Annotated in this window: 11 protein-coding genes; 4 read left to right on the plus strand and 7 right to left on the minus strand. The window is 66.2% G+C overall.

What is annotated here, in order from left to right; genetic code table 11:
* Positions 1-181: 181 nt before the first annotated feature.
* Together FBZ89_RS08950 and FBZ89_RS08955 are read right to left on the minus strand one after the other, a co-directional pair.
* Complete coding sequence (locus FBZ89_RS08950; protein ID WP_145749659.1) at positions 182-2,494, minus strand: TonB-dependent receptor; 2,313 nt, start codon at positions 2,492-2,494, stop codon at positions 182-184.
* 285 nt (positions 2,495-2,779) lie between these two features.
* Positions 2,780-3,997 (minus strand): hypothetical protein, encoded by a 1,218-nt coding sequence (locus tag FBZ89_RS08955; protein ID WP_211115159.1) that lies wholly within the window; start codon positions 3,995-3,997, stop codon positions 2,780-2,782.
* Positions 3,998-4,512: 515 nt separating this feature from the next.
* On the opposite strand from FBZ89_RS08955, the gene FBZ89_RS08960 reads away from it, so the two are divergent.
* Together FBZ89_RS08960 and FBZ89_RS08965 are read left to right on the plus strand one after the other, a co-directional pair.
* The gene (locus tag FBZ89_RS08960) at positions 4,513-5,157 is read left to right on the plus strand and encodes a hypothetical protein (protein ID WP_145749660.1); all 645 of its coding nucleotides are present in this window, start codon (positions 4,513-4,515) and stop codon (positions 5,155-5,157) included.
* On the plus strand, positions 5,154-5,435 hold the full coding sequence (locus FBZ89_RS08965) for a hypothetical protein (RefSeq protein WP_145749661.1): 282 nt from the start codon (positions 5,154-5,156) through the stop codon (positions 5,433-5,435). The genes FBZ89_RS08960 and FBZ89_RS08965 overlap by 4 nt, the downstream gene beginning before the upstream one ends.
* 9 nt (positions 5,436-5,444) lie before the next feature.
* Here FBZ89_RS08965 and FBZ89_RS08970 read toward each other — a convergent pair whose 3' ends face one another.
* The gene (locus FBZ89_RS08970; protein WP_145749662.1) at positions 5,445-6,347 is read right to left on the minus strand and encodes a LysR family transcriptional regulator; all 903 of its coding nucleotides are present in this window, start codon (positions 6,345-6,347) and stop codon (positions 5,445-5,447) included.
* Between the two features lie 233 nt (positions 6,348-6,580).
* On the opposite strand from FBZ89_RS08970, the gene FBZ89_RS08975 reads away from it, so the two are divergent.
* Positions 6,581-7,708 carry an FAD-dependent oxidoreductase gene (locus tag FBZ89_RS08975; protein WP_145749663.1) on the plus strand — a complete coding sequence of 376 codons (1,128 nt, stop codon included), beginning with the start codon at positions 6,581-6,583 and terminating at the stop codon, positions 7,706-7,708.
* Positions 7,709-7,729: 21 nt separating this feature from the next.
* Here FBZ89_RS08975 and FBZ89_RS08980 read toward each other — a convergent pair whose 3' ends face one another.
* The 4 genes from FBZ89_RS08980 to FBZ89_RS08995 all read right to left on the minus strand — a co-directional run bounded on the left by FBZ89_RS08980 (position 7,730) and on the right by FBZ89_RS08995 (position 11,355).
* Positions 7,730-9,394 (minus strand): S53 family peptidase, encoded by a 1,665-nt coding sequence (locus FBZ89_RS08980; protein ID WP_145749664.1) that lies wholly within the window; start codon positions 9,392-9,394, stop codon positions 7,730-7,732.
* A gap of 108 nt (positions 9,395-9,502) precedes the next feature.
* Complete coding sequence (locus tag FBZ89_RS08985) at positions 9,503-9,886, minus strand: type II toxin-antitoxin system VapC family toxin (protein WP_145749665.1); 384 nt, start codon at positions 9,884-9,886, stop codon at positions 9,503-9,505.
* Entirely contained in the window at positions 9,883-10,116 is a 234-nt protein-coding gene (locus FBZ89_RS08990; protein ID WP_145749666.1) for a type II toxin-antitoxin system Phd/YefM family antitoxin, read from the minus strand. Before FBZ89_RS08990 ends, FBZ89_RS08985 begins: the two co-directional genes overlap by 4 nt.
* Before the next feature lie 42 nt (positions 10,117-10,158).
* Positions 10,159-11,355 (minus strand): citrate synthase family protein, encoded by a 1,197-nt coding sequence (locus FBZ89_RS08995; protein ID WP_145749667.1) that lies wholly within the window; start codon positions 11,353-11,355, stop codon positions 10,159-10,161.
* Between the two features lie 112 nt (positions 11,356-11,467).
* On the opposite strand from FBZ89_RS08995, the gene FBZ89_RS09000 reads away from it, so the two are divergent.
* Positions 11,468-12,850 carry a CoA transferase gene (locus FBZ89_RS09000; protein ID WP_145749668.1) on the plus strand — a complete coding sequence of 461 codons (1,383 nt, stop codon included), beginning with the start codon at positions 11,468-11,470 and terminating at the stop codon, positions 12,848-12,850.
* The last annotated feature ends 123 nt before the right edge of the window (positions 12,851-12,973 follow it).

Here is a 12,973-nt window from a genome sequence, read left to right on the forward strand (position 1 = left end):
CAACGAAATAATAATACGACTTTATAAGAATTTGTCACTGGTGCCGCGGGAACACACGGGTTCGCGGCGCCGCCCCGCCCCCTGACCTTGCCTGGTGGGCGGAAACGGCGCCGCTGCTTCAATCAGTATTTGTGAAACACGGTTTTATTAATGCGTTCGGCCCTTCAATACCGCCGGCCGCTCAATACCGAACGGTGGCGCGCACGCCGTAGGTGCGCGGCGGGCGGATGTTGGCGTAGTTCAGGCCGTTACCGAAGGCCTGGTTGGGCTGGAAGCTGGTGCTGACCACCGCCTGGTTTTCCACATTGTTGACATAGCCGGTGACAGACCACAGGTCGTCCGCCGCGTTGTAGGTCAGGCGCAGGTTGGTCATGTGATAGCCGCCCTGCACCTGCTCCGCCAAATAATCATAGGCGGTGTAGTAGGAGGCGGAGAGGTAGACGTCCGCCGCCGCCGTCAGGCCGGACCCATCGGCGAAGCTGAACTCATGCTCATAGCCCAGGTTGGCGGTCCAGCGCGGGGCGTTGGTGCCGGGCTTGCCGCTGCAGTTCACCGCATAGATGGCGGAGGGCGGGACGGGCGCCGGGTTGGCGCCCGCGGCCGGCATGGCCGGACAGCCGACGGAGGGCGGTGCGCCGAAGTTGGAGAAATAGCTGTAGGTGAAGCTGGTGTAGCGGCTGTCGATGTACTGCACCGTGGCGGTCAGCAGATCCTGCGCCGTGGCCTTCCACCGCCCCTCCACCTCGAACCCCCGGATGCGCGACCGGCCCACGTTCTGGGTCACGAACACGGGCGCGTAGGGGAAGCTGGACACCCCGGTCAGCGAGGGCGCCAGGTAGCTGATCTGCTGGTCGCGGTATTCATAGTCGAAGGCCTCGACGTTCAGCTGCACCCGGTTGTCCCAGAAGCGGTTCTTCACACCGACGCTGTAGGCCGTCAGGTGCTCGGGGTTGAAGGTGTCGGGCCCGGCGCTGGCGAAGAAGCCGCCCGCCTTGAAGCCGGTGCCGATGTTGGCGTACAGCAGCGACTGCGGCGCCAGGTCATAGTCGACGCCCACCTTCCAGGTGGCGGCGTTCCAGATGCGGTCGTCGGCGCGGGTGGCCAGCGTGGGCTTGGCCGGGCTGAAGGTGGCGGTGCCGAACTGGCTGTCCTGCGTCTTCTCCTCATGGGTGAAGCGGCCGCCGGCCGTCAGGCGCAGGGTGTCGGTCAGCGCATAGGTCAGCTGGCCGAAGGCGGCCACCGTCTCATCGGTCAGCGCGCTGTCAATCACCGTCTCCTGGACCCAGTGGTCATAGTCCTGGTTGGCCGCCACATCCTCGGTGAAGTAATAGACGCCGGCCAGCCAGGTCAGCGGTCCGCCGTCCCTGGACGCCAGCCGCGCCTCCACCGATTTCTGCTTGGCGTCGCTCTCCACCCGGAAGGCGGAGGGGATGTAGGACAGGTAATCCTCATGCACCTCGCGATAGGCGGGGATGACGGTCAGGGTGGCGAAACTGAAATCATGGCTGATCTCGGCATGCGTGCCCCAGAACTGGTCATCGATGAAGCCGTCGCCCTTGGCGTTGCTGATCAGCGGGTTGTGGGCGGAGGCCGGCGGCAGCCCGGCGTAATAGGCGGCGACCTCGCGCGGGTCGGACGGGCCGATCCAGGGATTGTCGGCGTCGGCGTAGGGGTACTGTACTTGGCCGGAGCCCTTGCCGCCCCGGTGGTAATAGTCGCCGGACAGGCGCACCCGCCAATCCTCCGTCGGCTCCAGCAGCAGTTGCAGGCGCCCGGCCTGGCCCTGGTCGTCGTTGTAGCCGTCGGTCAGGTAGCCCTTGCGGTCGATAACCATGCCGGAGGCGCGCAGTGCCGCTTTGTCGCTCAGTGGCACGTTGACGTAGGCGTCGCCCTTGCGCAGGTCATAATTGCCGATGTCCAGCGTGGCGGCGGCCGACAGCGCGTTCAGCTTCGGCGTCTCCGGCAGCACGTTCAGCGCTCCGCCCGAGGCGTTGCGGCCGTACAGCGTGCCCTGCGGGCCCTTCAGCACCTCCACCCGCTGGATGTCGTAGAAGAAGCCGTTGGCCCCGGCGGGGCGGGAGATGTAGATGCCGTCCAGGTTCACCGCCACCGACTGCTCGGCATATTGGTTGCTGGCGAAGGTGCCGATGCCGCGCACATAGACCTGCGGCACGCCGCCCGCCGCCGGCGCGATCACCACCGAGGGCACGCTGCGCGTCAGGTCCGACACGTCGGCCACGCCCGCGTCCTTCAGCGCCGCCCCGCCCAGGGCCGACACGGCGATGGGCGCGTTCTGCAGGCTCTGCTCCCGCCGCTCGGCGGTGACGACGATGTCCTCAAGCTGCGCCGGCTCGGCCGCCGGTGCGGCGGCGTCTGCCTTCGCCGCTGGCGCGGCACTCTGCGCCAGCGCGGTTGAGGAGAGGAGGGCGGCGCCCAAGGCAGGCGTCAGCAAGAGGGCGACGGCAGCCGTCGTCGGACGCACGATCCGGTGCATATGTGTTCACTCCCTGCGCGGCCTCTGTTGGCCGGCCCCAGCCCCCACGGGGGAAAACCCCGTGCTCTTCCAAGGGACTAAAGGCCGGGGCGCCGGTTCCCGGGCGCCTGTTGTGCCGCTACAGGCAAAGGTAGATCGCAACTATGCATTCATCAAATCGATAGACCGGATAGGGGTGTATCGGGGGAGGTGATGATGCTCATTCATGCGAAGCCTATCTAACTTATTAGATCGCGTGCCAATTCATTCGAATCTTGATATGCCAACCATACAAGAAACGCCCGATCAACGACATTCAGAACGCGATTTGTTTGGGTCGTAATCTAAGATAATAGGTCTAATGTTCTTTGTTACCTGAAGTGATGCGATGCTGGTTAGTGCCTGAGTAATGTTTCCTTCGTTAAGGGTTTCTCCGAGTGGGTGATGTTCTTTTACGATTGTAGATATAGCAGACATTCTAAGTCCTTGATGTAATTCATCTATGTTGCACTTAAGTAGAGCATAAAGAAGCCAACGATACATTTCTAGTTCTGATTTCTGAAATCCTTCAGATACGTTGTTAAGAAAAGCAATATATCTGCCAGCTTGTTCGTCAACGACTGATTTAATAAGGGCGGCAGTATCTACGTTTTTGCCAACTTGAACAGTTTGATCACCTGTTTGATAGACTTTAGCTTTGTGGCAAGCTAATGCGCATCCCTCTTGTACCAGATACACTGCATTATGCGAATTCTCGACAACTCCTTCAACAAACTCATCGTCAAAACGAACGTTTAGTAACGGCTCTCCTGCCCGAACAACCGATTTCAATTCCTCTTTAGTCCAAGCATCGGCATCAATTGCAACAACTCGACTCGTGAGATCTCCATTAAAATAGATTAATCTATTCTTTTCGCGCCAAACGCCTATAACAACAAAAGTGTAATCTGAGTTCTCATGAAACGCCTTCAAGGCGATGCTGAATTGTGACTGTGTATCGAATGGTAAGTAATGAAAATCTTCTAAAACTATATGTTTTGGTGCATTGGCTTCCTTTAGAGACTGGATAATGTCATTAACATCACCCAAATCAAGTTCGATCCGAGTGGTGGTTTGCTGTTCTGTGCCCTTAGTTTGGCGTTCGACGCCGCCACCTCCAGACGCTTCGGTCAGGAGGGGAATTCCTGCTTTTGCCTTTAGCTCCGCAGAAAATTTCCATGATCCATCTGTCGACTTGGATATAGTTTGTTCAAGTCGATACCATGCCGTTTTCAGAATAGCAGCGTTCAGTTGAGAAAGATTCATGGAGCTGAGGCAGCTGACAGTAAGGTGATCTCTGTCTGTTAGCCAAGTTTTGCGCAGGGACGTCTTGCCCTGTTTTGAGGATCCGTAAATTACAATATGCTTTCCCCTGCTTAGGCTTTCAAAAAATGGTTCATCTACGTCTTTCCTTTGAACGTAATTCAGCGGGAGTTCGCGACCGATTCCGAATACTTCTTCAGATTTATGAATAACTTCTGGCATGTTCAGTATCCTTCTAAGTGCATGTAGCATGGCTGTTGCGAAGGCGTTTGCCAAGCCTTTAGCGGACAACAATAATAAAACATTATGAGCAAATATTTTTCAATAAATATTCAGTAAATGTCACGATTATTGTAATAATTTTCCTCGACTTTAAAAATAATAATCTGATTTTCTGTGGGTGGTATGGTGTAATAGGTAATACAAAGTGAAATTCACATGCTCCTCCTTCTGCATCGTGAAACGGCGTCGGAGCGATGCTGCTAAAGGCTTCGTTGCATTCTGCTTGGACACGGGTGACCAAAGCAGACCCTGACGCTTCGGCCTAGCTACCGCTATTTGCTGCGGGGTTCATGGACCATTATCCCAGCCGTTCAATGATACCTGATCATCTATAACATCCGGCTTAGCCCAGGCACCTCTTCCGGACAGCCAGCTTGACGGCCTGTGGCTGAGCCATATTTGACGGGTAGTTCATATTTCCTATCGCATGACGGGCAAACGGAGGGGGATGCAAGATGGCTGACACCGTCACCGTGAACCATCGTTGGCTCAGGGACGACGCCCTGGCGTTGTTGCTGAACGAAGCCAATTGCGACATGGCGCTGTTGAACCAGACCTCCGACCCACAGCGTGCACGCATTCTGGTGGCGGGGCTGTGTCTGATCCGCAGAAGCGATACGTTCCGGCAGGCCTTCGAGAAGGAACTGGATGGTCTTCGCCACAAACCGGGATGGGGGCCGTTCTATTCCTGGATGATCATGACCAAGTTCCAGGTGACCCAGGATCCGGACGAATGGCCCTTCGCCCTGACGGACCGGGAGTTCGATTACTACGCCACTAAGAATTTCGGCGGGAAGATGCCGGACATCCAAGGCATCTACAATCCGCCCAGCTTCTACTCCGCCCTGGCGCAGGATATCTTCGCCGTGGGGGCCGGTGTCGTCGTAGGGGCCGTGGCCACCACCATATTGCCGGAGGTGGCGGGGGCGGCCGCGCTCAGCGGGGCGGCGCTCAGCACCGCGACGGCGAGGGCCACCGTCTCCACGGCCCTGGGCGCGATCACAAGCCACCTCATGCCCGGCGGCGCTTGGGAAGCCGCCCGCCTCGGGCGGCTGTGGCCCCGGTATATGAACGAGTATAATCGGCGGATGATGCGATGACCCTCTTGGACCTTCGTGGTTGGATCGGCCGCTATGGCCAGTGGTTCATGTTGCTGGGTGCCCTGCTGGCGTTCTTCGCCCAGGCGGACAAGCGGTATGAGGTCGCCACCCTGGGCATGGCCGCCGCGACGCTCGGTGCCTGGGGGCTGTTGCTGGCGGCCGATCTGCCCGGCAATCGCTGGAGCCAGCGGCGGCCGTTCCTCAAGGTCATGCTGGTGCTGTGCTTCGGCCTGACTGTATTGGGCGCCGGGCTGATGGTGACCGTGCGCCCGGCGTGACGCAGATCCTCACGCCCCCGCGCATTCCCGCAAATATCCCCGCAGCCAGATCAGGCCGGGGTCGCGGTCGAACTGGTAGTGCCACTGCATCATCTCGGTCAGCACGGGGAACTCGATGGGGGCGGGGAGGACGCGCAGGGGCAGGTGCTGGGCGTAGAGGCGGGCCAGGCGGGTGTGCATGGTGCTGATCATGTCCGTTTCCACCAGGATGGGGGCGACGGAGGAGAAGTCGGGGGCGACGGCGCCGACCTTGCGGGCGTAGCCGTAGCGGTCCAGGAACCATTGCTCAAAGGCCGGGGTGCGCTTGTCGCCGATGATCACCACCACGTGGGCCATGTCCAGGTACTGCTCGAACGACAGGGTCTCGCCCACGGCCGCGTTGCCGCGCCAGACGACGCAGCTGTGCGTCTCCTCGAACAGGACTTCCTTGGGCTGGTCGCTGGTCAGGTAGGCGTCGGGGGAGATCACCAGGTCCACGTCGGCCCGGTTCAGGCGATCATGGATGCCGTCGGCCACGGCGCTGATCTCCAGCCGCAGGCCCGGCGCCTCGCGACGCAGGCGGCGGATGGCGCGGGCCAGCACCACCTCGGTCACATAGTCCGACGCCACCACGCGGAACACGCGTTGGGCCGTGGCGGGGTCGAAGGTGGGGCGCGCCTCGATGGTGGTCTGCACCCGGATCAGGATGTCGCGCACCGGTTCCACCAAGGCCAGCGCCAGGGGCGTGGGCACCATGGTGCGGCCCACCATCACCATGATTTCGTCACCGAAATAATCGCGCAGGCGGGCCAGCGCACCGCTCATGGCCGATTGGCTGAGGTGCAGGCGATGGGCGGCGCGCGAGACGTTGCGCTCCTCCAGCAGCACGTCCAGGGCCACCAGCAGGTTCAGGTCGAAACGGCGAAAGCGCATGGGCGCCCATCCTCCCTATTTTATTGTTTGAGGCGATACCTCGTCGCACTTTGGTACGACCGAACCGATAGATGGGCGAGCCTTTCATTGGGCGCAAGGCCCCGTCGATGGCGCTTGCTGATATCGGCCACGCCGATGGCCGCGCATCGGAAAATACGCCTCAACCGATGCCGCCGCCCGCCGTACCGTTGCCGCCATAACAAACGCTCAACAAGCGAACGGGAGGGAGGACGATGGCGCAACGTGTGAGCCGGGTGCTGATCGTGGGGGGCGGCATCGGCGGCCTGTCCCTGGCGTCGGCCCTGTGCGACCGGGGCCTGGCCGTGGACCTGGTGGAACTGCAGGCGGAATGGACGGTCTACGGCGTCGGCATCATCCAGCAATGCAACGTCGTGCGCGCCATGGCCGACTTGGGCCTGGTGGACCGCTACCTCGACGCCGGGTTCCCGTTCGAGGCGGTGGGCATGTACGCCCCCGACGGCCGGCTGCTGGCCAAGATCCCGGGCCAGCGCCTGGCCGGGCCGCAATATCCCGCCAACCTGGGCATCTCACGCCTGGCCTTGCACACGGTGCTGAGCGGTGCCGCCATCGAGAAGGGCACGGCCGTGCGCCTGGGCACGACGGTGGAGCGGCTGGACCAGGACGAGACGGGCGTGGACGTGACCTTCAGCGACGGCACCGCCGGCCGCTATGACGTGGTGGTGGGGGCGGATGGGCTTTACTCCAAGGTGCGCGGCCTGCTGTTCGGCGATAAAAATCGGCCGCGCTTTACCGGCCAGTCGGTCTGGCGCCACAACTTCCCCCGGCCGGTGGAGATCGACCATCTGGCGGCCTTCACCGGGCCGGACGGCAACGCCGGCCTCTGCCCCCTGTCCCACGAGCTGATGTACCTGTTCGTGACGTCGGAGGAGCCGGGCAACCCCCGCATGCCGGCGGACCAGCTGCACACCCTGATGCGCGACCGGATGAGGGGCTTCGGTGGCCTGATCGGGGCCTTGCGCGACCAGATCACCGACCCCGCCCAGGTGGTGTACAAGCCCATGGAGGTGCTGATGATGCCGGCCCCCTGGTACCGGGGCCGGGTGGTCCTGCTGGGTGACGCCGTGCACGCCACCACGCCGCACCTGGGCCAGGGGGCCGGCATGGCCATCGAGGACGCCGTGGTGCTGGCCGAGCTGCTGCCCCAGGATGCGCCGCTGGGCGACCTGCTGGCCCGCTACATGGAACGGCGGTATGAGCGCTGCCGCTTCATCGTCGACAGCTCCATCATGGTGGGGGAATGGGAGATGGCGCGCCGCCACGACGTGGACCGCATCGGCCTGGTGAAGAGGATGCTGGAGGTGACGGCCCAGCCGGTTTGATCGCCCTCAGGCCTCCCGCCTTCATGCATCGCGGAGCCGGCTGACCAGCTGGGTCACGTTGGGCACGCCCAGGCCCGTCACCAGGTCATAGCCCGGGCCGGCGCTGTAGGCGCCGTTGCCGCCCTGGGTGATGTCGCGGAAGCAGGGCGTGCCCAGCAGGGGATAGAGCAGCGGGTTCAGGAAGGGCAGGGCGCCCTTGCCCGCCTTGGTCCGCGCCTCGTTGATCAGGGCGCAGAATCCGGCCCACAGCGGCGCGCTCCAACTCGTCCCGCCGATCTGTTCCTTCTGGCCGTTCAGGTACAAGAGCGCGCCCTCGTTGGGGTCGGCGGGGCCGGCCACGTCGGGCACCAGGCGCTGCCCGCCCGCCGGCACGCCGTTGCCCACCTGCCAGGCCGGGCGGGGGAAGTCCACGCTCTTGCCCCCGCCGCTGCCCGGCCAGGCCACCTCCGCCGCCACATGGCCGTCGGTGCCCAGGCGCAGGGAGGTGCCGCCCACGCCGATGACGCAGGGGTCGCTGGCCTCGTACTCCACCTGCAGGGGGCCCTTGGAGGAATGGCCGGTGTCGTCGGGGTTGGAGCCGGCGTCGCCGCTGGAGACGAAGACGTTCACGCCCGCCGCCGCCAGCTTCAGGAACTTCTGGTGCTGGGTCGCCATCTCGCCCGAGGGGCCCTGCAGATAGGTCTCGCCGATGCCCAGGCTGATGGACAGCTGGCGCAGGGCGGGCCGCTGGGCGGCGTCGGCGATGATGCGGTCCAGCGCCTGGTCCAGTGCCGTGAAGGAGAGGGAGCCGCAGGCGTAGACGCGGATGCCGGCGCCGGGCGCGATGCCGCTGGTCCATTCCACGTCCAGGCTTTCCTCCCCCTCGGGCGAGGGCAGGGTGCCGCCGGCGACGTTGATCTTGGTGACCCGGCCGAGGTCGGTGCTGACCCCGTTGGCCCGCCAGAACAGGGCGAGGTCGCTGTCCAGCGGCACGGTGTCGATCAGGATGGCGATCTCCTGCCCCGCGCCCGTCAGGCCCAGCCCGTCGGCGCCGTAGGCCTTCAGGATGGCGGGCACGGTGTAGGGCGGCTGGGTGGGATTGGCCGCCGCCGGCTTCTTCTTTTTCTTCTGCTTCTTCGCGGCCGTGCCCAGGTCGCCGGCGATGTCGCTGCCGGGGGCCTCATCCGGCGCCGGCTTGTGATGGCTGATGCGATAGTGCTTGTTGGGCCGCAGGAAGGGTTGCAGGCCGCCGATGTGGAACACCGGGCCGCCCACGTCGTCGGGCAGGCTGGGGGTGTCGCAGGCCGCCGTATAGGCGTGGCCGTCGCGCGTCACCCGCACCATGCGCACGCCCAGGCTGGCCTCGATGGTGCCGGCGGGGGCGGTGGCGTAGACCGTGGTGTGGTCGGGCGTCACCTGGTCGATGGTGTAGCCCTGGGCCGTCAGCCACCGCGCCAGGCGGTCGGCGGCGGCCGGGTCGGCGGCATAGTCCCGCGCCTGTTCCTCGAAGGGGATGAGCTCACCGGCCGCCACCCTGTCCTCCAGCTCCCGCTGCTTGCCCTCGGGCAGGCCCAGGGAGAAGTGCAGGGACATGGCCGCCGCCCGGTGGCGGGGTTCCGCCGGACTGATCAGCAGGCCCTGGGTCGCCAGGCCCTGGCCGGCGGGCAAGGGGATCACGCTGTTGGGGAAAAGCTTTCTGCCGGGCATCGTCGCCGCCTTCTCGCGAATGGTGCCAAGGGCGGCCCCGATGCGGGTCCACCCAGGACGGGAAGCGCGCGGCGGCGCCGCCGGTTCCTGCGACAGGATGTAGCGGGGCTACCAGAGGCGGGTAATGATGCCGTCGAACATGGTATTGGCGGATACCAAGGGCAGGTTGTGATGCAGGGCCGTTGCCGCTAGCAGGCGGTCGAAGGGATCGCGGTGGGACCAGTCCATGGTGCCGGCGGTGATGCTGATCGCAGGCTCAAGGGTTGCGACCAGGCCGCCTTGCTGCTCCAGCAACGCGGGGAGCTGGGTCACGAACGGTTCCATTTCCGGCCATGTCCCAAGCCGGACCTTCTGGGCGATTTCAAAGAAGGTGATGGGGCTGACAAGGACGGCGCCGGCGGTTTGCATGGCCGTCCTGGCAGCCATGGACAGGCGGCTGTCCCCATTCAAGCTCCAGGCCCATGTGTGGGTGTCGAGCAGGACCGCCGTCACCGCCCGCCTTCCCAAAGGTCCAGCTCATCCTCCGCCATGGGCTGGAGGAAGTCGGGGCCGGCGCCCAGCTTGCCTTCCAGGATGCCGATCTTGAAGCCGCCCCGGCTGATGGGGGTGAGGCGAACCACGGGCTTGCTGCCCTTGGCGATGATCACCTCCTCGCCGTTCAAGGCCGCTTCGATCAGCTTGGACAGATGGGTTTTGGCCGCGTGGATGGTGACCTGGCGCATGGCTGCCTCCAATGTTGGACCAACTTAGCTAACCCCGGTCATTTAAGCAAGCCGGCCTGTGGGCCGCGGCCCGGTGTACAGCGCGCGGGGGCGGATCAGCTGGGCGTCGGCGTGCTGTTCCAGGGCGTGGGCGATCCAGCCCAGCGAGCGGCCTAGGGCGAACAGGCCGAAGGCGGCGCCCATGGGCAGGCCCAGATGGCGGCGCAGCGCCACCAGGGCGGTGTCGATCACCGGCGGCTGGCCCACCAGGCGCTGGGTCTGCGCCTGCACCACGGCCCAGGTGGGGTGCAGGGGCAGGATGCGGGCCAGCAGGGCGGCGGCGCGCGGGTCGCCGGCGGGGTACAGCGGGTGGCCGTAGCCGGGGATGTCCTCCCCCCGCGCCAGGCGCTGGCGCAGGCGGGCGGCGGTCTCGCCATCCGCGCCCACCTCGTCCCACAGGGCCTCCACCCGCGCGGTCAGGCCGCCGTGGCGCGGGCCGCCCAGGGCCGCCAGCCCGCCGATGACGGCCGCCCGCAAGCTGGCGCCGGTGGAGGCGACGCAGCGGGCGGTGAAGTTGGAGGCGTTCAGCTCATGGTCGGCGCACAGCACCAGGGCCATGCGCACCAGGTCGGCGCCGTCCTTGTCCAGCTTCCACGCCTTGGCGCACTGCTTGTGGATGGGGGTGGCGGCGGGGGCCGTGCCCAGCAGGCAGGATGTGAGCAGCCGCACCAGCGCCGCCGCCCCTTGGGCCAGCCGGCCGGGCGCCCGCTGCCAGGCGGCGGTGTCGGCGTCCTCGCTGGCCAGGGCCAGCAGGGGCAGCAGCGCCTCCTCCGCCCGGCGGCCGTGGAAGGCGGCCTGGGCCACGGCGAAGGCCGGTGCCGGCGCGGGCGGGGGGCCGCCGAACGCCTCCTCCGGCGCCACCCGCCACAGCAGGCCCGCCACCTCCTCCACGCTGGCGCGGGCGGAGAGGTCCACCGCGTCGCGGCCCCGGTAATAGAGGTGGCCGTCCTGGATCAGGGTGATGGCCGACTCCAGCACGGGCAGGCCCCAGTCCAGCGTGGCCTTGGCGATGTCCTTGGGCCGGCGGCCCCGGATGCGGGTCAGGGCCAGGCGGTCGACCTCCGCCGCCAGGTAGCGGCTCTCGCGCGTGTCCCCCTCCGGCTGGGCGCGCAGCAGCCCCCGGCTGACATAGGCGTACAGCGTCTGGCGGGAGACGCCCAGCCGGGTGGCGGCCTGGGCGGCGGTCAGCAGGTCGGCCATGGGCATCCCCTCGTTGATCGTCTCAATCAATATTGAATTAGTTAATCAACATTGACGATTATTGTCACCGGTTCATCGTCGGGCCGTCCCTGAAGCCAGAGGTGAACCGACCATGACCACCCCCGCCCCCACACCCGCCCCCACACCCGAGCACCGCTTCCTGGCCGGCATCTGGCGGGCCCTGGGCGGCGCGCCCGACGCGCTGGACCGGGTGCGCTTCACCGGCACGGGCAGCCTGCCGTCCGTCTTCGCCGTCAGCGACCTGGCCGTGGCCTCGGTGGCCGCCGCCGGCCTGGCCCTGGCCGAGCTGGCGGGCGCGGACGGGGCGGTGGCCGACCGCCGCCTGTCCTCCGCCTGGTTCGGCTACGCCCTGCGGCCCCAGGGCTGGGACCTGCCGCCCGCCTGGGATGCGGTGGCGGGTGACTATCCCGCCGCCGACGGCTGGATCCGCCTGCACACCAACGCCCCGCATCACCGCTCCGCCGCCTTGTCCGTACTCGGCGTGCCGGTGGAGCGGGCCGCGGTGGCCCGGGCCGTGGCGGGCTGGGCGGCCGGCGACCTTGAGGCGGCGGTGGTGGCGGCCGGCGGCTGCGCCGCGGCGATGCGCAGCGCCGAGGCCTGGGCCGACCATCCCCAGGGCCGGGCCGTGGCGGCCTCCCCCCTGTTGACCCAGGAAACGGCGGGGCAGGGCGCGCGGGACTGGCGCCCCGATCCCACCCGGCCCCTGGCCGGCATCCGCGTGCTGGACCTGACCCGTATCCTGGCCGGGCCCACGGCCACGCGCTTCCTGGCCGGCTGCGGCGCCCAGGTGCTGCGCATCGATCCGCCCGGCTGGGAGGAGCCCAACCTGGAACCGGACATGACCCTGGGCAAGCGCTGCGCCCGCCTGGACCTGCGGCGGGCCGACGACCTGGCCGTCCTTAAGCGCCTGCTGGCCCAGGCCGACGTGCTGGTCCATGGCTATCGCCCGGAAGCCTTGGCCCGCCTGGGCCTGGATGCGGACAGCCGCCGCGCGCTCAACCCCGGCCTGATCGACGTCTGCCTGGACGCCTATGGCTGGGACGGGCCCTGGGCCGGGCGGCGCGGCTTCGACAGCCTGGTGCAGATGAGCGCCGGCGTCGCCGAGGCCGGCATGCGCCTGCTGGGCCGCGACAAGCCCACGCCCCTGCCGGTGCAGGCGCTGGACCACGCCACCGGCTACATCCTGGCGGCCATGGCGCTGCGCGGCCTGGCGCACCGGGCGCGCACCGGCCAGGGCACAGTGGGCCGCACCGCCCTGGCCAGCACCGCCCGCCTGTTGCTGGACGGCGGGGCGGGGGGGGCGGACGCGCCCCCTCTGGCGCCCGAGACCGATGCCGACTTCAATCCTGTCCTCGAACAGACCGCCTGGGGCCCCGCCCGCCGCCTGGCACCGCCGGTGACGGTGGCCGGGGCGCCGCTGGCTTGGAACCGGCCGGCGGGGCCGCTGGGCGGCGCCAGCGCCGTCTGGGAATGATGTTCGAAGTTGCAATTGCGAATTACTCTTATTTATAGTGCCGGACGCTGAGGGGCGCCGGCCAAAGGGACCATTGAATGGGAAATCGGCCGGATGCCCTTGACATCCTTGGGAACTGGGCGA

The sequence above is a fragment of the Nitrospirillum amazonense genome, assembly GCF_007828045.1.
Classification (GTDB): Bacteria; Pseudomonadota; Alphaproteobacteria; order Azospirillales; family Azospirillaceae; genus Nitrospirillum; species Nitrospirillum amazonense_C.